The following is a 23010-nucleotide window of genomic DNA, read 5'->3' as shown; positions in this document are numbered from 1 at the left end:
ACATCCTGACCCGGTGAGCGCAGTAGCGGAGATCCAGGTGGAATTCGCCCCCGAGCTGGCCCTGTTCGTCCGGCACGGTCGGCGGGCCGGCGCCACCCCGGTCGTCATCGACGGCGTCTCCACCCTCGGCCATGTCGTGGAGTCCCTCGGCGTCCCGCTGACCGAGGTCGGCTCCCTCGTCGTGGACGGCCGCCAGGCGCCCGTCTCGCACCTCCCGGCGGCGGGCGAATCCGTCCGGGTCGGGGCCGTCGAGCGGCCCCAGCAGGTCCCCGGCGCTCCCCTTCGCTTCCTCCTCGACGTCCACCTCGGCACCCTCGCCCGCCGCCTGCGCCTGCTCGGCGTGGACACGGCGTACGAGTCGCTGGACATCGGCGATCCGGCCCTCGCCGCCCGCTCGGCGGCCGAACACCGGGTCATGCTCAGCCGGGACCGGGGCCTGCTGCGCCGCCGCGAGCTGTGGGCGGGGGCGTTCGTCTACAGCACCCGCCCCGAGGACCAACTCCAGGACGTCCTGGACCGCTTCCGCCCCGAGCTGCGGCCGTGGACCCGGTGCATCGCCTGCAACGGGCTGCTGCGCGAGGCCACCAAGGACGAGGTGGCGGGCCAGCTGGAGGGCGGGACGCAGCGGTCGTACGACGTGTTCGCGCAGTGCGTGTCGTGCGGGCGGGCGTACTGGAAGGGCGCGCACCACGAGCAGCTGGAGGCCATCGTGGAGCGCGCCCTGGAGGAGTTCGCGGGCGACCGCTAGCTCTTCTTCTTCACGTCACCCTTTCCGCAGGCGATCCCGTCCCTGTTCCGGTCGAGCCTGAGCGGGTCGTCCTTGCCGTTGACCTTCAGACGGCCGTAGTCGTTCGTCTTCAGCCAGGCACAGCGGGCGGCCGTCGTGTTCTTCACCTCGTCGGGGAAGGCGGTCGGCACGCAGACGTTGATGGAGCCGTAGTGCCGGTCGCAGCCGGAGACGGTGGGGCTGACCTTCTGCGAGGTCTTCTTCTTGCCGGGTGTCTGGACCGTGCCCTCCAGGGAGTCGGCGAAGGAGTGGACGTGCGCGGAGGCGTCGGTGGCGCTCAGGGCCGACGGTCCTTGCAGGTGCACCCACTTGGCGACCGACGGCACGCCGTTCGCGTCGACGGCGAAGAGCATGTACCAGCCGGGCGGGGCCATGTCGGGGTTGCTGGTCACGTTCAGGTCGATGTTGTTGCCGTCCACCGACAGCGGCAGGTCCACGAACCGCTGGTTCGGGTCCGAGGAGTGGGTGACCGCGGCCGGGCGGATCAGCTCGGCCTTGGCGATGGGCCGGTCGACGGTGATCCGCTGGGTGTCGCCGTAGTTCCACTCGGTGTCGATCACCGAAGTGATCGTCGGACGCGCGCCCTTGAGGAGATAGGGCGGGGTGTAGATCGACACGTTGTGGTTCCAGGTGCCGTTGCCCGGGTTGTCGCCGGTGGTCATCACCCGGCCGTCGGGCAGCAGGAACGCGGACGAGTGGTAGCCGCGGGCCTCGGGGTCGGCGGCCACCGGGTCGAAGGTGTTGGTCGCCGGGTCGTAGATCGACGTCTCGTAGACGGGGTCGGCCCGGTTGTGCAGGGCGCCGCCCGTCTCCAGGACCTTGCCGTCGGGCAGGAGCACGGCGGAGACGTACATCTTGCCCTGGTTGCCGGTCTGCGGGACCGGACCGTTGCCCATGTCGACCGTGCCCTGCGGGATCGGCGGCCCGGCGACGTACGCCGGGTTGGCGTCCTTGAGGTCGATGACGTCGGTGAGCCGGTTGCCGTCCGGGTTGGAGTCGATGTTGCCGCCGCCGAGGGTGAGGACCTTCTGGTCCTGCGCCGGGGGCAGCAGCACGCTCGCCGACTGGTCGCGCTCGTCCTTGTTCTGCAGGCCCGGGACCTGTGTGATCGTGTTGGCGTCGTAGTCGTAGATCGCCGATCCGGTGCCGGGGATGTTGTTGCCGAAGGTGTGGCTGCCCGAGTAGAAGAGGCGGCCGTCCTGCATCAGGATCATCGACGGGTACAGACCCCAGTACGACCAGGTCTGGTTGACCTTCCAGGTCGGCAGCCACTGCTGCTCGGCGTCGGACCACAGCTCGGCGGTCACCGAGCCGGTCGAGTCCTCTTTCAGCCCGCCGAAGGAGATGACGTCACCGTTGCCGAGGGCGGTCGCCGACGGGTACCAGTGGCCGTCGTTCATGTTGTTGGTCTTGCTGTACGTCTCGGTGACCGGGTCGAAGATGTACGAGTCCTTGTAGCCCTGGTAGCCGATCGTGCCGTCGGCGGACGGATAGCCCTTGTTGCCGCTCATCACCAGCACGCGCCCGTCCTGGAGCTGGACGTGCCCGGAGCAGAACATGTCCTTCGGCGTGGGGACGACCTTGTAGGTGCCGGTGGCCGGGTTGTACACCGCGGAGGTGAAGGTGCCCGCGTTGAACTGCTCCTCGCTGTTGCCGGAGCCCGCGATCAGCAGCACCTTGCCGTTGTGGAGGACGACGGAGTGCATGGAGCGGACCGGGTTCTGGGTGGGCAGCACGTCCCACCTGCCGTTGGCGCACTCCGCGGGCGTGCCCGTGCACACCGGGTCCGGGACCGGGTCGGCGACCTGGTCCATCGTGTAGTCGTCGGTGGTGACCGAGCCGGTGCCGTAGACGGAGACGCCGAACGTGATGCGGTCGGTACCGGCCGGTACCTCCGGGGTGCGGACCGACGCCTCGGTCCAGCTGCCCGCCATGGCCAGCGTCTTGAGGTCGGTCCAGTACTGCCAGCCCGCCGTCGCGTCGTGCCGGAAGAGGGTGACGGAGGTGTCCGGGGTGGTCGACTTGTACCAGAGCCCCAGGTCGTACTGCTTGCCCGCGGTCACGACCGGCGCGCACTCAGCCGACTCGGTGATCAGCGCCTTGCGGTCGCCCTCGGCCCGGCGGGTCAGTTCGACCTTCATGGCCTTGGAGCCGGAGTGGGCGTCGGAGGTGGTGGTGAAGCTGAAGTCGTTGTCGCCCCAGCCGGACTTCTCCCAGCAGTAGGGCATCCCGTCGGTGCCGGCGGTCTCGAAGCCGGGGTTCTTGACGAGGTTGGCGGCGGAGGCTGGCTGGGGTGAGGTGAGAAGAAGGCCCCCCGTCAGGCCTGCCACGGCCAGGAGGGCGGATCTCCTACGGTGTCTGTTCACTCGGCTCTCCTTGCGGTACGGCCGCTGTCGAGGCCCCCGCGGCCCCTTCGCGGCAGATAGACCAGCGCTTCTGTCCCCACGAAGCGCAGGACGAAGGTCGTCACCAGGGCGAGAGCGGTCGCGGACAGCGCGCTCATGTCAAACCGGTGGACGAACAGGGCGATCAGCGGGATGCGCAGCACCAGGTCCGCGTTGGCGAGCAGCGCGAACCGGCCGACGCGGTCCCAGACCTGCCGGTGCCGGCGGCGGTCGCGGAACAGCAGGTGCTCGATGAGCAGGAAGTTCCAGGCGACGCCGAGCTGGTTGGCGAGGATCTCCGCCGGCAGGTAGTGCATGCCGAGCAGGGTCAGCACCCACAGGCCGAGCAGGTTGGGCACGAACCCCGTCGCGCCGATCAGGCCGAAGCCGACCATGCGGGCGACCGGCGAGGCGGTGCGCAGACCGGCCAGGTGACGCAGGAAGCGGAAGCCCTCCTGGGCACTGGACTTGGACTCGCCCGCGAACCGGTCCTGGAACACGAACGGGACCTCGGTCACCCCGCGCGGACGGCTGCGCACGGCGAGTTCGAGGAGGATCTTGTAGCCGAGGGGCTGGAGCACGTCGGCGGTGACGGCGCTGCGCCGGATGGCGAAGAAGCCGCTCATCGGGTCGCTGATGCCGTGCAGCTTGCGCGGGAAGAGGGACTTGGTCAGCCAGGTCGCCGCGCGTGAGACGGCGACCCGGTAGTTGCCCGCGAGTCCGGCGCGGCTGCCGCCCTTGATGTAGCGGGAGGCGACGACGAGACCGGCGTTGGCCCGCTCGCCGGTGGCGACCAACTCCGGTACCAGCGACGGCGGATGCTGGCAGTCGCCGTCCATCACGACGATCCAGTCCGACCCGGCCGCCTTCATGCCCTCGACGACCGCGCCGCCGAGCCCGCCGACCGGCTTGTCCCGGTGCAGGACGGTCACCGGGAAGGGGCAGTCCTTCGCGGCCTCGTGGATGACCTGGGGGGTGTCGTCGGTGGAGTCGTCCACGAAGACGACCTCGCAGGGCAGCCTGGACGGCACCGACTCGCTGATCTGGCGCAGCAGCTGCCGTACGTTCGCGGACTCGTTGAACGTGGGGACGACGATGGTGACGGCGCCCGGTTCGGGCACCTCGACGGCCCGTACGGCCGGATCGCCCAGTTCTCCGGGGACGATGGATTCCTGGGTCATCGGACGCCTCCCGCGGCGGTGCCGGTGGTCTGGATCTGCCGGATCTCGATCCGGTCCGCACCGGTGCCGAAGACGGCGACCGGTTTCGAGTGCTGGATGGCCGCCTTGACGTTGGGCAGGTCGACCGCGTCACGCCGTACCGTCGGGGAGGCCACGACGTAGTCGATGTCCTTCCAGCCGCGCGGCATCGTCTTGGTCACCGCCGGGTCGAGGTCGGCCTTGTAGAACCAGATGACGCCGAGCCCGGGCCGGTACCCGGCGTGCACCAGGTCCAGCCACATCGCGTCGTCGACGAGCACCCGGGTGTCCCCGGGGTCCTCCACCTCGGTGGCGAGCCACTTCGAGGCGGCCTGGTAGGGGGCGTTGGCGTCGACGGTGACGGCGGTGCGGGCGCCGTCGTACCACTTCGGTACGACGTAGGCGCCGGCGGCGACGGCGAGGACCGCCGCGAGGGCGTACCGCCCACCGGTGAGCAATCGTTTCTCCCCCTCGGTGCGCCATCTGCGCAGCACGGCGTGGGCGACGGAGGCGGTGCCTCCGGCGAGGACGAGAGCGAGGAAGGGCAGCGCCTGGATGACGTACATCGCGGGCAGGTAGCCGTTGGGACGCAGGGCCAGCGCGGCGAGGATCGCCACCGTCAGGGCCGGTCCGGCCAGGGCGCGGGCGGTGACCGACCAGCGCCAGGTGGCCAGCAGCAGGAGGGCGCCGGCGAGGCCGCCCAGGGGCAGGACACGGTCGTAGTAGAGCCAGGACTCGAAGACGCCGTGGGAACCGGAGCCCTGGTCGAGTATGAAGCCCGAACCCGGCCTGGTCATCTGGTACTTGACGCCGTCCCAGAGGGAGACGTGCCCGCCGCCGGGCAGCAACTCGCCCTTGAGGAGGGCGAACAGGGGGTACGAGAAGCCGATCAGCGTGCAGGCCGTGATGGCGCCGGTGACCGCGAACTTCCGGGTGTCGCGGTGGCTGTGCCGCCACATGGTGACCAGGAGCGCGGGCAGGATGACGAGCATCGTCTCCTTGGTGAGGACGGCCGTGGCGGCCGCGATCCCCGCCCCGAAGTGGTGCCAGAGGTGACGGCTCGGGGAGGCGGCGAGGGTGAACGCCACGAGCGTCCACATCACCGCGAGGTTGTCGAGGAAGATCTCGCGCTGGAGGACGACGGACAGCGGCGAGAGCCCGAAGAGGACCATGCCGAGCCCGGCGGCCCAGCGGGGCAGGGAGAGCCGGCGGCCCAGGACGTAGACCAGCACCGCGCTGATACCGCTGATCACCAGCATCACCGCGCGCATCGAGCCGACGGTCATCGACTCGGGGCTGATCATCGCGGGTATCCAGGTCAGCAGGGCCAACTGGATCCAGCCGAGCGGCGGGTGGTCGTACCAGTAGGTGTAGTGCGCGAGGCCCCTGCCCTCCTGGACGGCCCAGGCCTGGGCCAGGTAGGTGCCCTCGTCGTCGCTGAGCGTCGGGTAGTCGGCGATGTTCCAGCCCTGCACGACCAGGATCGCCACGAGGAGCAGACCGCACAGCAGAAGGTCGGAGCGGGACGAACGCAGGCGGCTCGGTGGAGCCGCCCGGCCGGCCGGACCGGGTTCGGGCGCAGGCTGCCGCTGCGCGGGGACCTTGGGAGTGGTCACCGCGGGAAGGGTGGAGGTCACGCAGGGACGTCCTCTCGGGTCACTTCGGACGGGGTGAGGTGCGCGCCGACATGAGTGGTCAACTCCCAGTCGTTGCGGCCGCGCTGCTCACGCCAGACGGCGCGGACGGCGGCCCCGGCGAGGAGCACCTGGTAGAAAGGGCCGCCCACGACGAGCTTGACGTAGTGGCCGAAGCGGACGCGAAGTCCGTACTGCTTGCCGAAGTCGTGCAGCCCGACGAGCTCGAAGACGAAGGTGACCAGGGCGGTCACGGCCGGCAGGAAGGTGATGAACGCGATGCTCACGGGCACGTCGAGGAAGAGCGCGATGGCCACGTTGAGCGGGATGATGACGCCGGTGAAGGCCTGCATGAACGGCGTCATGAGGGTGTAGCGGGCCAGCAACCGCTGCCCGAATCCCGGCAGTTGCTTCCAGTCCTTCTTGCGGTACACCTGGAGGAACCCCTGGTTCCAGCGGGTGCGCTGCTTCAGCAGCGACATCAGCGAACCGGGGGTCTCCTCCTTGGTCACCATGTCGGAGTCGTAGGCGACGACGACCTTCTTGCCGACGCTGGACAGGCGCACGCCCAGGTCGCAGTCCTCGGCGAGGCAGTCGGGGTCCCAGCCGTCGGCCTCCCGCAGCACGTCCGTCTTCACGAAGACGGTGTTGCCGCCGAGCGGGATGAACCCTTTCTGCGCGTGCAGGTGCAGCCGGGAGCGGAACCAGAAGAAGTACTCCAGGCAGTTGCGCAGGCTGTACCAGCTGGAGTGGAAGTTGATCAGCTGGACACCGCCCTGGACGACGTCGGCGCCGGTCGTGCGGAACGCGTGGTCGACGTGGGCGAGCAGCTCCGGGTGGACCTGGTCCTCGGCGTCGAAGACCCCGACGACGTCGCCGCGGCAGTGCGGCAGCGCCGTGTTCATGGCCTTGGGCTTGTTCTTCTTCTCGTGGGTGTCGACCACGACCCGCACCCGCGGGTCACGATCCGCGGCGTCGCAGGCGACCGCCGTGGTCTCCGGGTCGTCGTGCCCCACGATCACGATGATCTCGAAGTCGGTGTGGCTCGACTCCAGCAGCCGCTGGATGGTGTGGTCGAGCACGGCCTGTTCGTGCCGCGCCGGAAGCAGCAGCGAGAACGACAGGCTCTCCCCGCCGTCGGGTCTGTGAAAGCGGGTGGAGGCGAGCACTTCGGGCGTACGCCACGCGTGCATCTGCCACCACAAGGTGAACGCCGCCATCCAGAACAAGGCAAGCGAGACGGCAGCGATGAAGACAGACGTCAGCAACAGATCCCCCCAGATCCCAAAACCCCCAGTCGCGACGGATGACCACATCCGTCGCGTCACTGTGCAGAGATTAGGGGGGAACTGTGAAGCGTGGGAGCTGTTCCGATAAATAGCGTGTTTCGGAACGGTGACGCTGGTAGCGGGATGTATCCGAACACATGCGCAATTTTGGCACGCGAAAGAGACACCTCCGCTTCCGGTTCAGCCGCTCAGTTGCGAGCGAAGCCGGTCCGGATCGGTCGTCGGGGCGTCACATGTGAAGTTACGACAGACAAACGCGGTCGGTTCACCGTTGCTCAGCGGACGGTCGGCGAGCAGCGGGAACTCGTCGCTGCCCGGGGTCCCCACGGCGACCACGGCACCGGGGGCGGTGCCCAGAAGTGCCGTGCGGTGCAGGGCCTTTGTGCCCGGGTCGTCGAGCGCCGGGCCGACGATCGCCACCTCGCGCGGCCCGTCGAGCAGCGCCTCGGCGACGGCGAGCCCCCAGCCGATGAAGCGGGGGACGCGCGGGCCGAGCGCCTTGACGACGCCGAGTGCCTTCTCGGCGGCGGCGCGGTGCGGCTCGGCGCCGGTCTGCGCGGCGTAGCCGACCAGGGCTCCGGCGGCGGCGGTCCAGCCGGAAGGGGTGGCGTTGTCGGTGGGGTCCTGCGGGCGGCGGATCAGCTTCTCGGCGTCGGCGGCCGTGTCGTAGAGGCTGCCGGAGTCGTCGGCGAACCGCGTGAGGACGTGGTCGAGGAGGAACCCGGCGAACTCCAGCCACACACCCTCGCCGGTCACGGAGGCCAGCGCGAGGAAGCCCTCCGCCACGTCGGCATAGTCCTCCAGCACCCCGGCGTTCGCGCCGAGATGCCCGTCCTTGCTGGTCCGCGAGAGGCGGGCCTGCTCGTCCAGGTGCAGCCGCACGAGGAGGTCGGCGGCGCCGAGCGCGGCCTCGATCAGGTCGGGACGGTCGAAGTAGGCACCGGTCTCGGCGAGCGCGGCGATCGCGAGCCCGTTCCAGGCGGCGACGACCTTGTCGTCACGGCCGGGTGCGGGGCGGTCGCTCCGCTTGCGCAGGAGGCGTTCCTTGACGGACGCGATCCGGTCGGCGTCGAAGAACTCGTCCTGCTGCGGGAGTTGGAGGACGGACGAGCCGTGCTCGAAGGTCCCCTCCTCGGTGACGCCGAAGTACCGGACGGCGAGCTCGGCGTCCTCGTCCCCGAGCACCTCGCGCAGCTGCGCGGGCGTCCACACGTAGTAGGCACCCTCGACGTGCTTCCCGGTCCCGTCGTCGCTGTCGGCGTCGAGCGCGGAGGAGAACCCGCCTTCGTTCGTGCGCAGTTCCCGCACCATGAAGTCGGCGGTCTCCAGCGCGACCCGGCGGGCGAGCTCGGAGCCGGTGGACCGCCACAGGTGGGCGTAGACGCGGCACAGCAGGGCGTTGTCGTACAGCATCTTCTCGAAGTGCGGCACGACCCAGTCCCGGTCGACGGAGTAGCGGGCGAACCCGCCGCCGAGCTGGTCGTAGATACCGCCGCGGGCCATCCGCTCACAGGTGTCCCGGGCCATCTGCAGGGCGCCCTCGGCCCCGGTCCGCGCGTGGTGCCGCAGCAGGAACTCGACGGCCATGGACGGCGGGAACTTGGGCGCCCCGCCGAACCCGCCGCGCTGCGCGTCGTACTCCCGGGTGAGCCCGAGGAGGGCCGCGGCCAGCTGCTCCTCACCGGGCGCCTGGCTGTCGCCGTAGGAGATCTCCCGCCCCGCCAGGTCCCGCACGATCTTCCCGGCCACCTCGGCGACCTCGTCCCGCCGGTCCGCCCAGGCGCTGTGCACGCCCTGCAGGACCTGCCGGAACGCGGGCATGCCCTGGCGCGGGGCGGGCGGGAAGTAGGTGCCGAAGTAGAAGGGCTCGGCGTCCGGTGTCAGGAACACCGTCATGGGCCAGCCGCCCTGCCCGGTGGCCGCCTGGACGGCCTCCATGTAGACGGCGTCCACGTCGGGGCGTTCCTCGCGGTCGACCTTGACGCTGACGAAGTGGGCGTTGAGGTAGTCGGCGGTCTCCTGGTCCTCGAAGGACTCGTGCGCCATGACGTGGCACCAGTGACAGCTGCTGTATCCGACGCTGAGCAGGACCGGCACGTTCCGTTTCCGGGCCTCCTCGAAGGCCCCGGCCGACCACGGCCACCAGTCGACGGGGTTCTCGGCGTGCTGGAGGAGGTAGGGGGACGTCTCATGGGCCAGTCGGTTCGGCATGGTGTCCATCCTGCCGCAGTACCCGTCCCGTCACGCGGCAGGCGTCTCCCAGACGGTGACCTCGAGTTCTCCCGTGCCCCGGTCCGGCGCGCTGAGGACCTTCAGGTAGGCGACCCGGCCCTCATCGGTCATCAGGCAGAAGCGGTCACCCCGCTTCACGTCCGCCGAGTAGGAGCCGTTGCGTTCCACGCTCCCGACACAGTCCTCGGCCGTCGGGGCGGGACCGGAGGCGGGCAGGAGGGCCAGGTGGGAGGGGGAATCCGGCACGAACAGCCCCGGGTCACCGATGGGCGCCCAGAAAATGACGTCCGCGCCCTTGGAGGTGCTCTGCACGATCGGTCCGGACGTGTCCAGCTCGATGTACGACCCGTTGTCGGTCGTTTCGGCCTCGACGACATCGGGCCCCCACAGCACCCGATCCGCCGCGGCACTCTTCGTGGGGGACGCGGCGGGCTGCTCCGGGGCGCCGGGCTGGGACGACGCCGGCTGCTCCGTCACGGCGGACGCGTCCGCCTTCCCGTCGTCCTCGGACGAGTCCGACCGGGTCAGAAGGATCGTGATGAGCACGCCCACCAGCGGGACGACGATCCCGACGACCCACCAGGCCCAGCGTGGCTGCTGGTTTCCGTGCGGCGGACCGGTCGGCGCACCCGTCGGCGCATGGTGATCGCTGCTCATGTCGTCCCCCTTCAACACCTGTGATCACGATAGCCACGCTGCTGCCCCCACGCATCAACGCGCTTGTCCCGCACGGTGATCGGAGACCGTCGCACCCTCGCCCCGATGCGCCGTCGGCAGCACACTTGACCAAGGAACCACCGAAGGACCACCAGGAAGAGCCGTTGCCGCCGGAGGGGGACGTGACATGCGGGACAGTCATCGCGCGGAGGCCGAGCGGTTGCTGGCACGGGCCGTGGAGGAGGAGGTGCGGCGGTCCGGCGGGCGCACCGACGGGACCGTGCTGCTGTCCCGGGCCCGCGCCGCGCTGGACACGATGGCGCAGACGGCCGCCGAGGAGTACGAGGCGTACACACACGCCCTGGAGGAGTCGGAGGCCGGTCAGCTCACCTTCGGGCAGCGGTACGCGCGCGAGGGCGGCGGCACTCCCCTGCTGGTGGCGGGCGTCGCGGCGGTCGCGGCCACCGTCGCCGACCTGGCGTTCGGCACCGGCGCGAGCACCGCGCTCGGCGCCGGGGTGACCGTGGGCGTGGTGGGCGCGGCGGCGACGGTCGTGAAGGTGGCCGGTTCGCATCTGCCCGCCGCACACCACCGCGCGGGCGCGCTCGGCCAGCCCGGCGGCCCCGAGCAGCTGCGGTTGCAGTGGCTGACGGCTCTCGAGGTACGCGGCATCCGCCCCTACCTCGACCAGCAGCGGGTACGCAACGCCTCCACCGGCCCGAAGCAGACGGGGCCGCGGCTGAAGGGCGCCGACAAGAGCGCGGCGGCCCGCGCACGGAACGTGCTGGAGCAGTCGTTCGGTCAGCTCCCCGAGCCGGTGGGCACCTTCGCGGGCCGACGGCAGGAGACGGGCCGGATCCGGCAGTGGGTGCAGGCGGCCCGCGCGAGCACCGAGACCCGGCCCACGGTCGTCGTGCTGCACGGGGCGCAGGGCAGCGGTCGTACGACACTCGCGGTGCGCGCCGCCCACGACCTGAAGGACTACTTCCGCGGCGCCTGCGTGGTCGACCTGCGCGGCGACAGCCCGGAGGAGGCGCCACTGTCGACCCGGGACGCGCTGCTGCACCTGCTGAACCGACTCGGCGCCCCCCGCGAACAGCTGCTGTTCCGTGAGCGTTCCTCCGCGGACCAGCAGGTCAAGCGGCTGAGCGAGCTGTACCACCAGCATCTGACCGGCCTGCCCGTCACCATCGTCCTGGACGACGCCTCGGACCCCGAGCAGGTCCGCACGCTCATCCCCGAGCGCTCCGACAGCCTCGTCCTGGTCACCGCCCGGCAGCCCCTCGACCTGCCCGCCGGCCTCGCCGCCCGGGTGCACCACCTGCCCGTCGAGACCCTGGACGGGCCCGGCGCGGAGGAACTGCTGACGGCGGCCGCGCAGGACAGCACCGGCCCCTACGACGCCGAGTCCTCCGAGCGCATCAGCCGGCTGTGCGGCGGCCTGCCGCTCGCCCTGCGCATCGCCGGCTCCTCGCTCGGCCCGCGCTCACCACGCCGGCTCGCCACCGATCTCGACGCGTACGGCCCGGTCGAACCCGCCGAGAGAGTCCTGTGGCTGCGCTACACCGACCAGACGGACACGGCCCGCCGGCTGCTGCGCCGCCTCGCCCTGGCCGGCCGCGCCTCCCTCGGCGCCGCCGCGGCCGCCGCCCTGCTGGCCACGGACGAGACGGAGGCGAGCCGCCACCTGGTCGCGCTGGCCCGGGCCGGCCTCATCGACCACGTCCGCGGCAGCCGCTACCGCGTCCACGACGTGGTCCGCGCCTTCGCCCACGCCCGCCTCCTCGACGAGGAGGAGCCCGCGGAACGGACGGCGGCACAAGAACGCCTGATCGTGAACTACGCCGACCTCGCGGACTCGGTGCTGCGCCTGGTCGACGGCAACATGTCGACCCGCTCGGACCGCTTCAGCCCGCACGGCTTCCACTCCCTCGACGAGGCCCTGCGCTGGCTCGACGACGAGTCGAGCTTCATCACGGCGGCGCTGAGACACGCGGAGGGCGTGAACCAGGCGGCCGTACTCAACCTGCTGGGCGCCCTGTGCGACTACTGCCTGCTGCGCGGCGACCTCTACCGGCTGGGCGAGATCAGCGAGTTGGCGCAGGCCGTCGACCAGGGACTGCTGGTCCGCTCGGTGCAGTGGCGTACGGGCATCGCGGCACGGCAGCTGGGCGAGCTGGACAAGGCGCGCACGACGCTGACGTCGGTGGTGGACCTCTATATGGAGGCCCATCACGACGCGGGCGCGGCCCGGGCCCTGTGCTCGCTCGGCATCACCCTCCACCACCAGGGCAACCTGACCGAGGCGGCGTCCAAGCTCCGGGAGGCGCTGGACCTCCAGGCGCCGCCCGACCTGGCCACGGACCGGGCGTGGACGATGCACGCGCTGGCCGCGGTGGAACGTGACCGGGCCCGGCTGGCGGAGGCGATGGAGCTGCTGACCCAGTCGCTGCTCCTGCACCGCGCCGGCGAGTCGGTGCACGGCGAGGCCTGGGCCCACTTCCAGCTCGGCCAGCTCGGCCTGCGCATGGGCGACGTACCGCGCGCGGAACAGGAGCTGCGCACCGCCCTCGACCTGTACGGCCGCACCCGCGACGCCCGCGGCGAGGCGTGGGCCCTGACCCAGCTCGCCCGCGCCCGCCTGGTCGCCGGCGACGCGTCGGCGGCGGTCGACGGCCTGCGCCAGGCGGCGTCCCGGCACCGCGACAACGAGGACGCCCGCGGCGAGGCGTGGACGGTGTACTACCTGGGCCAGGCCCTGGAGGAGACCGGCAACCTCACCCTCGCCGTCCGCGAGCTGGAACGCTCGCGCACGATGTTCTCGCGGATGCGGGACGTCTACGGCCTGGCCTGCGCCCGGCACCACTCGGCCCGGGCGACCCGCGACCAACGCGCCGCGCAGACGGGTTCGTTGCGGAACTCGGGCTTCGCCCGCCAGCTCCTGGTCGACGCCCGCGCCGACTTCCAGCGCATCGGCGTCGCCCACGGCGAGGCGTGGACGTGCCTGGAACTCGCGGTCGTGGACGCGGGCAACGCCCGCACCCCGCAGGCCCTCGCCCTGTGCGACGAGGCGGTGGGCCTGTTCACCTCGTACGGAGACCGACGGGGCGAGGACTGGGCCCGCTTCCTGCGCTGCACGCTGCTGCCGTACGCCGCCCCGGGCGGCGTGGAGATCGGTACCGCCGTGGCACAGGAGGAGCTGGCCCAGCTGGGGCGGGCGGGCCATCCGGCCCGGGACGAGAAGCTGGACGACTACGTGGAGGCGTACCAGCTGCTGCTGGAACGCGGAGTGAACCTCGAAGCCGGCTGGCAGGCTTGGCGGTTGGGGATGGTGCCGGGGAGGCATGCTCGGGAGGTCATGGGGGTGGCGGTGGCCTCGCAGGCGTAGCGGCGTCGTAGGGCTTCGCGTACAAGGGGGTGTCCGGGTTGAGCAGTGTGCCGTTCGTGGGGCGCGAGGAAGAGCTGCGGGAGCTGCGCGAGGCACTCGCGCCCCGCCGGATGGTCGTGCTCACGGGGCCGCCCGGCAGCGGGAAGTCCGCGCTGGCGCGACGGGTCGCGCCGAGGGGATCGACTTCGCCTCGGGTGTTCCGGGTCGAGGACATCGGCGCCCGGGAACGGCCGGAGGTGACGCTGCTGCGGCTGCTGGAGACCCTGGGGGCGCGGCCCGGACGGCTGACGGCCGCGATCGGCGCACCGGCCGACGGCATGCTCGAACCGGTGCTCGAGATCTGTCGGCAGGAACTGGCCGACCGGATCTGGCCCGTACTCGTCGTGGACGGCGCGCGCGGGCCGCTCCTCGACGCGCTGCAAGCGCTGGTCGGCGGCTCCAACTGTCAGGTACTCGCCATCGCCGAGCGGGGTGACATCCCGCCCGCCGCGTACACCTGCGAGCTGGGTGACCTTTCACCGGCGGCGGCCCAGCAGCTCGGCGATCACGCGGCCGGGCCCCGGACGGCGCGACCCGAGGCCACACCGACTCCGCTCGCGCTGCGCATCGGCGCGGCGCTGGTCGGTGCCGGCCACCGAGCCGACGCACTCCCGGACACCCTGCCCGAACTGGTCGCCCGAGCTCGGCAGCGGCTGCACGGGGACGCGGCACACCTGTGCGACGCCCTGGCGGCGTTGACCGCCGAGGGCGGTCTGTGGTTGCCCGATGAACTGGTCGCGCACCTTCTGCCGGGCGCCGGCTCCTCGGACGACCGCCGCGCACGCAGCGCCTTGGCCCCGCTCCGCGAACTGGAGTTGTTGGAGCGCGACCGGGCGGGCGTACGGCTGCACCAGGCGGTCGCCGAGCAGATCACCGCACAGTGGTCACCGGAGCGGATCCTCGACGGGACGGTCGCCGCGACCCTGCCGCTGCTGCGGGAGGCCCGCCGTTCCCCCGCTCTCGTCGCCGACCACTCCCCGACCTACCTGCTGCTGCTCACCCGGGTACTGCACACCGAGAACACCGAGATGCGGAGCTTCGGCGCCTGCCTGGCGGAGGAACTGGCCCACCAGGGGAAACCGTTCGAGGTTCTCGCACTGCGTCAGTGCGTACGGAGCACGCCCGGGGAGGACGACGGCTTCGCGGCGCCGCTGGCCCTGGCCCTGCGGCGGCGCGAGGAACCGGATGTGGCACGGGACGTGCTCTCACGCGGCAGCCTGGAACCGGCCGGGCTGCTGCAACTCGCTCTTCTGGAGCGTGACCTGGGCCGCCTGCACGACGCCGAGCGGCACCTCGCCGGTCTTTCGGTCGGCCGCGGCGCCGACGGCTGGGTGCTGCACACCAAGGCCGCCGTCGCCTGCGACCGCGGGGACCTGCGCGGGGTGGGGCCACTGCTGCGGCGCGCGATCGAGGCGCACCAGGTCGCGGGAGACCTCCGGGGCGAGGCCTGGGCCGTACTGGAGTACGGGCGCTGGTGCCTGCTGCGCGGGGACTTCGAGGACGCCGTCAAGCGGCTCAGTGCCGCGCGCGTGATGTTCCTCGACATCAAGGACACCCATGGGGAGAACTGGGCCGACATCGAACTCCTCCGGCTCTCCGCCGTGTCGCTCGAGAACGGTCGGCCGATCGACGACGTGCGACGGCCGCCCGGCCGCTCTCGGCCTCTGGCCCGCACTCGGACCGAGGCCTGGCGCGCGCTGTACACCGCGCTGCTCACGGCAGAGTCCCCCGCGGCGCCCGACAGCGCCTTCGACGCCTTCTGGCGGCTCGACCACGCTACGGACGCCCTCGGTGAGGCCTGGGCCACACACCACCTGGGGATCCGGGAGGAGGACGGTACGAGATATCTGGCGGTGGCCGCGACCGTCTTCGCCGACTCGGGCTGCCCGCACGGCCAGGCCTGGACCGCCCTGGAACTCGGCATCCGGCAGCCCCGGCGCGGCCCGGGCCGCCACTCCCTGGCCCGCGCGCGGGCCCTGTTCGACTCCATCGGCGACGAGGCGGGCAAAGCCTGGACCGACCTCGCTCAGGCGGTCCTCGACGGCGAGAACCCTCCGCGCGGAGCGCTGTGGGAGCTTTCGCGCCGCTACTCGCCGCATCTGCTCTCCACCATCGAATGGCCGGAGGAACACGGCCGGTTCCGCATCCCCCGCGCCGCCCGCCACACCATCCCCGAGCCGCGCTACGACGGCGTCGTCCGCTTCCCGACCACCGAGTCGCGCATCCGCCTCACCCTGCTCGACGACGCTCCCGGCGTGGACGACGCGGCACGTATCGCCCTTCATCTGGTCCCGGGCGTGCACCATCCCTGGGCCTCCGCCACCGGGCCCGGCCTGCCGTGGCTGTCGACCCGGGCGATCCCCCTCACCTCCGCCGACGTCCAGCCCGAGCACGCCGTCACCATCCGGCCCTCCGCCGCCGACGATCCGGATGCGGGGGCCGAGTTCCGGTTCACGCCGAGGAGACCGGGGCGCCACCGCATCCGCTTCGTGGTGGAGCACCACGACACCGGCACCGTGTTGCAGGAGGTCGAGACGGAGATCGACGTCGCCGACACCCGGGTCCGGGCGCCCTCGGCCGCCGCGCCGCTGACCGCACCGCCGCGCGGGAGGTGACCGTGTCCCGAGACCTGCCCGTCCACATCACGCAGGACCCCGGCCGGGGCTTCACCCGCCGACCGGACCACACCGTCCGCCACCCGGACCTGGTGCTGGTCCTGGACGCCTACGCGGACGACCACGTCCGGGCCCGGGTGTACGGCGGCGCGGTGCCCGCCGCGTTCGCCGAGTACACGGCGAAGCTGGAGGTCGCGCCCGCCGCCCTGCGCGCCTCGGCGGCCCGACTGCGCGCACTGTGGAAGCGCGAACTGGTGGCGTACGAACCCGTCGACGACAGGGGCATCCCCCTGCCCGGCCGTCCGCGCCTGCCGTACGCGGCCCGCCCGGACCTCACCGCCGAGCCCGAGGACGAGCTGCACGACATCCTCGACGAACTCGTCGAACAGGGCAGCTACCTGCTGTGCGAGGAACTCCTCGGAGCGGGCGGACAGGGGGCCGAGCGGCTGCGCAAGGTGGTACTCGGCGCGTTGGCCGGACCCGGCCCCTTACGGATCCGGGTGGACTCCAACGTGTTTCTGCCCTGGCCGATGCTCTGCCTGCCCGCCGAGCTCGACCCCCGGGGCAAGGAGGGCCCCGAAGGGCTCCTGGCCCGCTTCCTCGGCTATCGCCACCAGATCGAGCAGACCGGCGGCCACCATCCGGCCTTCCCCGACGAGGACGATGCGGCGCCGCTGCCCCCGATGCCGGTGGTGAGCCTCAACCACGACCAGGGCATCGACCCCGAGGGCCGGACCCGGGCGGCCGAGGTCGCCGCGGCACTCGCCGACGGCACCGTCCGCATCGAGCGCACCCGGCGCCCCGAACTCCTCACAGCCCTCAGATCGGAGCGGCTGGACGAGCAGTTGGTGTACTTCTGGTGCCACGGCCACTTCCGCTCCACCGAGGAGTCCGGGCCGCCCCTGTTCGTCGTCCAGCTGAGCGACCACCGGGACATCGACGCACACACCCTGCTGGCCCGGCGGGCGACGGCGTCGGGCCCTCTGTTCCCGTACCGGCCCGTGGTGCTGCTCAACGCCTGCTACGCGGGACTGCCCGGTTCCGCCGATCTGACCCACCTCGGCGGGGCCCTGATCCGGGCCGGCGCGGGTGGAGTGCTCGGGCCGCAGATCGAGATCCCGCAGATGTTCGCCGCCGAGTACGCGTACGCCTTCGTCACCCGCTATCTTTCCGGCACTCCGACGGCGGGCGAGATCGCGCACGGCCTGGCGCGGCATTTCGCGGACACGTACCGCAACCCGCTGGGCTTCACCTACGCCCTGCACTGCGGTATGGACCGCAGGCTGGAGCGGACCACGTGACGGGGCCCGACACCGTGCGGACCGTGGACCTGGACGAGAACGGCTGGCTGACGCGGGCCGGCGCGCACGGCCCCGTGCCGGTCCCGGCCGCCCGACTGGACTCCCATTTCGCGGAGCATCTGACGCCCCCCTCCTGGGCCACCGACATCGTCGTCTACGTGCACGGGTGGCAGACCTCGCCGGAATCCTCTCTCACCGCGCTGCGGGATCTGCTCGCTCTCGTCGAGCGGCAACTGGCCGAGCGGCAGACGTTGTATCCCGGGCTGTCGGCGGACGGACGACGGTTCGCCCCGTGGCCGGTGCTGGTGCGCTGGCCCTCGCGGTCGCTCCCCTCGCTCGCGGGCTACCGGAGGATCCGCGAGCGGGCGCACACCATGTCCACGCGAGGCCACGCGGCCCGCGTCATCGGTCAACTGCTCGGCAGCCTGGACGCCCACCGCGGCGACCCGGCGCCGCTCCTGCGCACCCGGACCGGTCAGTACCTGCACCTGGCGGGCCACTCCTTCGGCTGCCGACTGCTGTGCGAGGCGGTGCAGTGGGCGGCCGGCGGTACGGCCCCGACGCTCGGCTGGAGCATGCCGTCCGCGCCGGGCCGGCCCTTCACCGTCGACTCCCTGCTGCTGTTCCAGATGGCCGCGCCCCGCGACGCCTTCGCCGCGACCTTCACCGCACTCGGCGAAGCCCCCCTGCGCGGGCCGGTCGTCGCGACGTACTCGCAGCACGACCGGGCCACCGGCTTCTGGCATCTGCGGGCCGAGAAACGGGCGGGCATCGGGTACGCCGGTATCGGCACCGCACCGGCCCCGGTGTCCGCGATCCGGATGCTGCCGCCCGGTGAGCCGTACCCGATCGCCGCGCTCGATCACCGCTTCGTCAGTGTCGACGCGAGCGACGTCTTCGTGCGCGGGCGCGGTCCCGCGGGCGCCCACTCGGACCATCTGCGGCCGGAGTCCGCCCACCTGCTGCTGTCCCTGGCCGACCACAGCCGGTGAGGGACACAACCGGTGGGCGGCCGTCAGCCCTGCTTCGCCCCGGGTTCGGCCGAGGCGGAGGCGGAGGTGTCCGCGGGGTCCGCCTTCGCGGGGTCCGCCTTCGCGGGGTCCGAGGTCTCCTTGAAGTCGACCTTGCCCATGTGCTTGCTCATCGACTTCATCAGGGCCCACACGGCCAGGGCCATCGCCGCGAAGACGATGAAGCCGAGGACGCCGGGAGTGACCTTGTCCTCGTCGACCTCCTTTGCGAGGGTCGCGAGGTGCGTCATTGCCAGGCTTGCGCTTGCGCTCATGTCAGGCATTGTCGCGGATGCCCGCAAAGAGGTCGTCCTCGGGGAGGGAGGTATCGACGAGGGACTTCGCCAGCTCGTACTCCTCCGTCGGCCAGACCTCCTTCTGGACGTCCATCGGCACCCGGAACCAGCCGCCGTCGGGGTCGATCTGCGTGGCGTGCGCGATCAGGGCCTTGTCGCGGATCTCGTAGAAGTCGGCGCACGGAACGTGCGTGGTCAGGGTCCGCTCCTCACGCTGGATCTCGTCCCAGCGCTTGAGCCAGTCCCCGTACGGCGACTCCAGGCCCCGGTCCAGCATCGCCTGGTGCAGCGCCTCGGTGCGCGGGCGGTTGAAGCCCTGGTTGTAGTACAGCTTCAGCGGCTGGTACGCCGGGCCGAACTCCTCCTCCGGGTACTTCGCGGTGTCCGCCGCGCCCTCGAACGCCACCATCGAGATCTTGTGGGTCATGATGTGGTCGGGGTGCGGGTAGCCGCCGTTCTCGTCGTACGTCGTGATGACCTGCGGGCGGAACGAACGGATCTTCTTCACCAGCTCGCCGGCCGCCTTGTCGACGTCCTCCAGGGCGAAGCAGCCCTCGGGCAGCGGCGGCAGCGGGTCGCCCTCGGGCAGGCCGGAGTCGACGAAACCGAGCCACTCCTGCCCGACGCCGAGGATCTCGCGGGCCTCGTCCATCTCCTTCTTGCGTACCTCGTGGATGTGCTCCTCGATGTACTTGTCGCCCTGCAGCTTGGGATTGAGGATGGAACCGCGCTCCCCGCCCGTGCAGGTCACGACCAGCACGTCCACCCCCTCGGACACGTACTTCGCCATGGTGGCCGCGCCCTTGCTCGACTCGTCGTCGGGGTGGGCGTGCACGGCCATCAGTCGCAGCTGGTCAGTCAAGACTCAATCCTCGTAGTCGGCGCCCGATGTGAACGGGTGCGATCGGCGCTTCTATAGTGACCGAATCGAGGGGCCAATAATTCCGGGTCCCACGCTTCGGAGGCCCTGCCGGGAGGGACGATCATGAGCACGGCGAGCACGCGACTGCCCGAGGGCCGCTACGGCCGCGCCTCGGACGAGCGTGCCGACCACAGACTCAAGATCGCCGGCGCCGTCCTCGCCGCTCTTCTTCTCGCCCTCATGGGGTACTTCGCGTACCACTACGTCGGCCAGAACAAGATCAGCGCCGAGGTGATCACCTTCGAGCCGGGGAAGGACGCGGTGCGGATCCACCTGGAGGTCCGCAAGGACTCCGGTGCGAACGGCTACTGCACCCTGCGCTCCCAGGCGGAGAGCGGCGCCGAGGTGGGCCGGGCCGACTTCCGCTTCGACGGGGACGCCACCCGCATCGACAAGGTCCTCACGCTGCGCACCACGGCACCGGGCACCACGGCCGAGCTGCTCGGCTGTCACGCCGACTGAGGTACTCCGCGAGGGGTAAGCCCTGACCTGCGGCGACGGGATTCTGAGGCTTATGTCCTCCCCCTTGCGCCGCTGAATTGTTAGGCTCGTGGTTTCGCCCATCCGTGAAGGAACATTCTTCTGGGTAGGGCGATGCTTTGTATTCCCAGTACCTACGAGGAGCACCTGTGACCCAGACCAGCGAGAACGTCACCTGGCTGACCCAGGAGGCGTACAACCAGCTCAAGGCCGAGCTGGAGTACCTGTCTGGTCCTGCGCGCACGGATATCGCCGCCAAGATCGCGGCCGCGCGCGAGGAGGGCGACCTGCGCGAGAACGGCGGGTACCACGCGGCCAAGGAGGAGCAGGGCAAGCAGGAGCTCCGGGTGCGCCAGCTGACCCAGCTCCTGGACAACGCCAAGGTCGGTGAGGCCCCGGCCTCCGCCGACGGTGCGGTGGCGCCCGGCATGGTCGTGACGATCGCCTTCGACGGTGACGAGGACGACACGATGACCTTCCTGCTGGCGTCGCGCGAGTACGCGAGTGCCGACGTCGAGACGTACTCCCCGCAGTCCCCGCTGGGCTCCGGCGTGATCGGCCACAAGGTCGGCGAGAACGCGCAGTACGAGCTGCCGAACGGCAAGAAGGCCTCGGTGACGATCCTCAAGGCCGAGCCCTACAGCGGCTGACCCGGCCCCCCCAGCATGCCCTTGCCGAGCCCCCGGCGCCCGCTGACGCCGGGGGCCTCGTCATGCCGCCGTCGGGCGCCTCAGGCCGTCGCCGAGCGGTACTTCCGCACCGCGAGGGTTCTGAACAGGGCGATGATCAGGACCGAGTAGATCATCGAGGCCCACACAGAGTGCTGCATCGGCCAGGCGTCCGAGGTCGAGACCCCCGGGTTGCCGAACAGCTCGCGGCAGGCCTGGACGGTGGCGCTGAACGGGTTCCAGTCGGCGACGTGGCGCAGCCAGGGCGTCATCTGGCTGGAGTCCACGAACGCGTTGGAGACGAACGTCACGGGGAAGAGCCAGATCAGCCCGCCCGAGGTGGCCGCTTCCGGTGTCCGCACGGACAGACCGATCACCGCGCCGATCCAGGTGAACGCGTATCCCGTCAGGAGCAGCAGCCCGAAGGCGCCGAGCACCTCACCCACGCTGGTGTGGGTCCGCCATCCGACCAGCAGGGCGACGACGGCCAGCACGAACAGGGTGAGCGCGGTCTGCACCAGGTCGGCGAGCGTCCGTCCGGTCAGCACCGCGCCGCGCGCCATGGGCAGCGAGCGGAAACGGTCGATGAGCCCCTTGTGCATGTCGTCGGCGATGCCCGCTCCGGCGCCCGCGGTGGCGAAGGTCACCGTCTGCGCGAAGATGCCCGCCATCAGGAACTCGCGGTAGACACCGGGGTCGGTGGTGCCGCCGATGTTCATCGAGCCGCCGAAGACATAGCTGAACAGGAAGACTGTGCGTCGGTGCGGTTCTGGTTGCAATTGCTTCCGTGCTGGCAGTCACCTGACTCCGCACGGTGCTCGTGATCGCACTGTCCGCGTCCATCCTCCAGCATCAGCGCCGCGAACTTCGGATCGATGCTGCCGGTAACCTCCATGGGCGGCAGGACCATGAGCGGCGGCACGGGCACCCCGCCGGAGCCGTTCAGAGCCTCCATGGCAGCCTGGGCACCCGAGACACGCCAGGCCTCGGCGCGCCGCCTTACCGCGCTCCAGGAGTTCCCGGAGACCTTCACATCGCTCCAGCGGGCAGCAGTCCGCAGCTTCCACGTGATCGCGTCGAAAATCTCGCGCTTGGGTGTCCGGTTCTGGCGCGGGTCGGGAAGGAGCCCACCGTCGCCCACTTCTCATCGCTGATCTTCAGAGGAACCAGAGTGCCCGTCTCCCGGTGCCATTCGGTGAGCGGCTCGGCGATCCCCTTGCGGTGCGGTTGCCCCTTGCCGATCACCTGTACGCGGACGTCCAGCAGGTCAAGCAGGTCCCGACGTTGGGCAGGAGTGAAGGAGTCCATCTCGGTCACGTGCTCTTCCACCAAGGCAAGGATCTCGTCCGCCCGTTTTAGCTGCCCTTCGGCTTCCCCGAGCCATCGAGCCATGCGGTCACGCTCGGCGGTCAGTCCGTCTTCCTTCGCCTGGAGGGCTTGCTTCACTTCCAGGATGGTCTCCTCGTCGATGCCGTCTCCGGCACCGTCGCCCAACTCGTCCTCAATGAGCTGAGTGAGCTTTGCGAGGAGCAGCCCCTTGTGGGCCCTCTTCTTCTCAATCTGCGCGTCCAGCTCCGCCAGGCGGTTCCGATACGTCTCGGCGCGCGCCGGAATCGCACCTAACCAATTGGCGGCAAGTGCTCTGAACTTTCCCACGTCCGAGAGCAGAGCCTCGATCTCATCCCAGACAGCCCTTTCAACGTCGGGCGCAGGGAGATCCACACACTCGCACGTCAACTCCAGCCGCTTCCCCATGCACCGGTAGTAGCCGATGGGAGCTTCTGCGGACTTTCCTCCTGTGTAGTGACCACCGCACAACGCGTACAGACGGCCGGTGAACAGGTAGTGATTGAGGTTCTTCTTCTGGAAGGACCGCCGATTGAGGGCCTTCCGAAGGGCTTCCACGCGCTTCGGATCGCTGATCGGTCGGGGAACCTCGATCCGGAAGACCTCAAAGGTCTCCTCGTCATCTTCCTCAGTCGTGCGCTCGATGCGGAACTCCACGTATCCGTCAAGGGCTGTGGAGTTGAGGCGCTTAGCAAGGTTCGTACCGGTCCAAAGCAGACCTTTGCGAGTGCGGGAACCAACATTGTTCAGGTGATCGGCAGC

Annotated in this window: 18 protein-coding genes; 7 read left to right on the top strand and 11 right to left on the bottom strand. The window is 70.7% G+C overall.

Annotated elements, in window-relative coordinates:
- Positions 1 to 13: 13 nt before the first annotated feature.
- On the top strand, positions 14 to 748 hold the full coding sequence (locus ACZ5XS_RS01455; protein WP_468647180.1) for a Mut7-C RNAse domain-containing protein: 735 nt from the start codon (positions 14 to 16) through the stop codon (positions 746 to 748).
- Here the strand turns inward: ACZ5XS_RS01455 and ACZ5XS_RS01450 are convergent.
- From ACZ5XS_RS01450 to ACZ5XS_RS01425, 6 genes are all read right to left on the bottom strand, one after another.
- A complete protein-coding gene (locus tag ACZ5XS_RS01450) occupies positions 745 to 3153 on the bottom strand; it encodes a galactose oxidase-like domain-containing protein (RefSeq protein ID WP_468647179.1) in 2409 nt (802 codons plus the stop codon). The genes ACZ5XS_RS01455 and ACZ5XS_RS01450 overlap by 4 nt on opposite strands.
- A complete protein-coding gene (locus ACZ5XS_RS01445; RefSeq protein ID WP_468647178.1) occupies positions 3150 to 4352 on the bottom strand; it encodes a glycosyltransferase in 1203 nt (400 codons plus the stop codon). The genes ACZ5XS_RS01450 and ACZ5XS_RS01445 overlap by 4 nt, the downstream gene beginning before the upstream one ends.
- The gene (locus ACZ5XS_RS01440) at positions 4349 to 6007 is read right to left on the bottom strand and encodes an ArnT family glycosyltransferase (protein ID WP_468647177.1); all 1659 of its coding nucleotides are present in this window, start codon (positions 6005 to 6007) and stop codon (positions 4349 to 4351) included. Before ACZ5XS_RS01440 ends, ACZ5XS_RS01445 begins: the two co-directional genes overlap by 4 nt.
- Complete coding sequence (locus tag ACZ5XS_RS01435) at positions 6004 to 7272, bottom strand: glycosyltransferase (protein ID WP_468647176.1); 1269 nt, start codon at positions 7270 to 7272, stop codon at positions 6004 to 6006. Before ACZ5XS_RS01435 ends, ACZ5XS_RS01440 begins: the two co-directional genes overlap by 4 nt.
- A gap of 201 nt (positions 7273 to 7473) precedes the next feature.
- Positions 7474 to 9504: a thioredoxin domain-containing protein gene (locus tag ACZ5XS_RS01430; RefSeq protein ID WP_468647175.1), complete on the bottom strand. Its 2031-nt coding sequence runs from the start codon at positions 9502 to 9504 to the stop codon at positions 7474 to 7476.
- Between the two features lie 30 nt (positions 9505 to 9534).
- Complete coding sequence (locus tag ACZ5XS_RS01425) at positions 9535 to 10182, bottom strand: hypothetical protein (protein WP_468647174.1); 648 nt, start codon at positions 10180 to 10182, stop codon at positions 9535 to 9537.
- A gap of 187 nt (positions 10183 to 10369) precedes the next feature.
- Between ACZ5XS_RS01425 and ACZ5XS_RS01420 the strand changes: the two genes are divergently transcribed.
- The 4 genes from ACZ5XS_RS01420 to ACZ5XS_RS01405 are packed head-to-tail and all read left to right on the top strand — an operon-like array spanning position 10370 to position 18517.
- A complete protein-coding gene (locus ACZ5XS_RS01420) occupies positions 10370 to 13570 on the top strand; it encodes a tetratricopeptide repeat protein (protein ID WP_468647173.1) in 3201 nt (1066 codons plus the stop codon).
- Positions 13571 to 13608: 38 nt separating this feature from the next.
- Positions 13609 to 16224, top strand: coding sequence for a hypothetical protein (locus tag ACZ5XS_RS01415; protein ID WP_468647172.1), 2616 nt, complete (start codon positions 13609 to 13611; stop codon positions 16222 to 16224).
- Positions 16225 to 16226: 2 nt separating this feature from the next.
- Positions 16227 to 17525, top strand: coding sequence for a CHAT domain-containing protein (locus tag ACZ5XS_RS01410; RefSeq protein WP_468647171.1), 1299 nt, complete (start codon positions 16227 to 16229; stop codon positions 17523 to 17525).
- On the top strand, positions 17522 to 18517 hold the full coding sequence (locus ACZ5XS_RS01405) for a hypothetical protein (protein WP_468647170.1): 996 nt from the start codon (positions 17522 to 17524) through the stop codon (positions 18515 to 18517). Before ACZ5XS_RS01410 ends, ACZ5XS_RS01405 begins: the two co-directional genes overlap by 4 nt.
- A 23-nt stretch (positions 18518 to 18540) precedes the next feature.
- Here ACZ5XS_RS01405 and ACZ5XS_RS01400 read toward each other — a convergent pair whose 3' ends face one another.
- Both ACZ5XS_RS01400 and mca read right to left on the bottom strand, forming a co-directional pair.
- On the bottom strand, positions 18541 to 18819 hold the full coding sequence (locus tag ACZ5XS_RS01400; protein ID WP_468647169.1) for a hypothetical protein: 279 nt from the start codon (positions 18817 to 18819) through the stop codon (positions 18541 to 18543).
- Positions 18812 to 19693, bottom strand: a complete 882-nt coding sequence (gene mca, locus ACZ5XS_RS01395; protein WP_468647168.1) for a mycothiol conjugate amidase Mca — start codon at positions 19691 to 19693, stop codon at positions 18812 to 18814. The genes ACZ5XS_RS01400 and mca overlap by 8 nt, the downstream gene beginning before the upstream one ends.
- A gap of 123 nt (positions 19694 to 19816) precedes the next feature.
- Here mca and ACZ5XS_RS01390 point away from each other — a divergent pair, with 123 nt between their 5' ends.
- Both ACZ5XS_RS01390 and greA read left to right on the top strand, forming a co-directional pair.
- Positions 19817 to 20215, top strand: coding sequence for a DUF4307 domain-containing protein (locus ACZ5XS_RS01390; protein WP_468647167.1), 399 nt, complete (start codon positions 19817 to 19819; stop codon positions 20213 to 20215).
- Positions 20216 to 20382: 167 nt separating this feature from the next.
- Positions 20383 to 20883, top strand: a complete 501-nt coding sequence (gene greA, locus ACZ5XS_RS01385) for a transcription elongation factor GreA (protein ID WP_468647166.1) — start codon at positions 20383 to 20385, stop codon at positions 20881 to 20883.
- Positions 20884 to 20963: 80 nt separating this feature from the next.
- Here the strand turns inward: greA and ACZ5XS_RS01380 are convergent, their stop codons facing one another.
- The 3 genes from ACZ5XS_RS01380 to ACZ5XS_RS01370 are packed head-to-tail and all read right to left on the bottom strand — an operon-like array spanning position 20964 to position 22905.
- Positions 20964 to 21680 (bottom strand): ABC transporter permease, encoded by a 717-nt coding sequence (locus ACZ5XS_RS01380; RefSeq protein ID WP_468647165.1) that lies wholly within the window; start codon positions 21678 to 21680, stop codon positions 20964 to 20966.
- On the bottom strand, positions 21617 to 22042 hold the full coding sequence (locus tag ACZ5XS_RS01375) for a transposase (RefSeq protein WP_468647164.1): 426 nt from the start codon (positions 22040 to 22042) through the stop codon (positions 21617 to 21619). Before ACZ5XS_RS01375 ends, ACZ5XS_RS01380 begins: the two co-directional genes overlap by 64 nt.
- The gene (locus tag ACZ5XS_RS01370; protein WP_468647163.1) at positions 21931 to 22905 is read right to left on the bottom strand and encodes a recombinase zinc ribbon domain-containing protein; all 975 of its coding nucleotides are present in this window, start codon (positions 22903 to 22905) and stop codon (positions 21931 to 21933) included. Before ACZ5XS_RS01370 ends, ACZ5XS_RS01375 begins: the two co-directional genes overlap by 112 nt.
- Positions 22906 to 23010: the final 105 nt, after the last annotated feature.

The organism is Streptomyces sp. NPDC033131 (assembly GCF_055578365.1).
This window is presented reverse-complemented; position numbering and strand designations above follow the sequence as displayed.

Excerpts from the sequence above, each read along its gene's own strand:
- ACZ5XS_RS01420 (WP_468647173.1), top strand. The coding sequence starts at position 10,370 with ATGCGGGACAGTCATCGCGCGGAGGCCGAGCGGTTGCTGGCACGGGCC.
- ACZ5XS_RS01390 (WP_468647167.1), top strand. The coding sequence starts at position 19,817 with ATGAGCACGGCGAGCACGCGACTGCCCGAGGGCCGCTACGGCCGCGCC.
- ACZ5XS_RS01445 (WP_468647178.1), bottom strand. The coding sequence starts at position 4,352 with ATGACCCAGGAATCCATCGTCCCCGGAGAACTGGGCGATCCGGCCGTA.
- ACZ5XS_RS01400 (WP_468647169.1), bottom strand. The coding sequence starts at position 18,819 with ATGCCTGACATGAGCGCAAGCGCAAGCCTGGCAATGACGCACCTCGCG.
- ACZ5XS_RS01425 (WP_468647174.1), bottom strand. The coding sequence starts at position 10,182 with ATGAGCAGCGATCACCATGCGCCGACGGGTGCGCCGACCGGTCCGCCG.
- ACZ5XS_RS01430 (WP_468647175.1), bottom strand. The coding sequence starts at position 9,504 with ATGCCGAACCGACTGGCCCATGAGACGTCCCCCTACCTCCTCCAGCAC.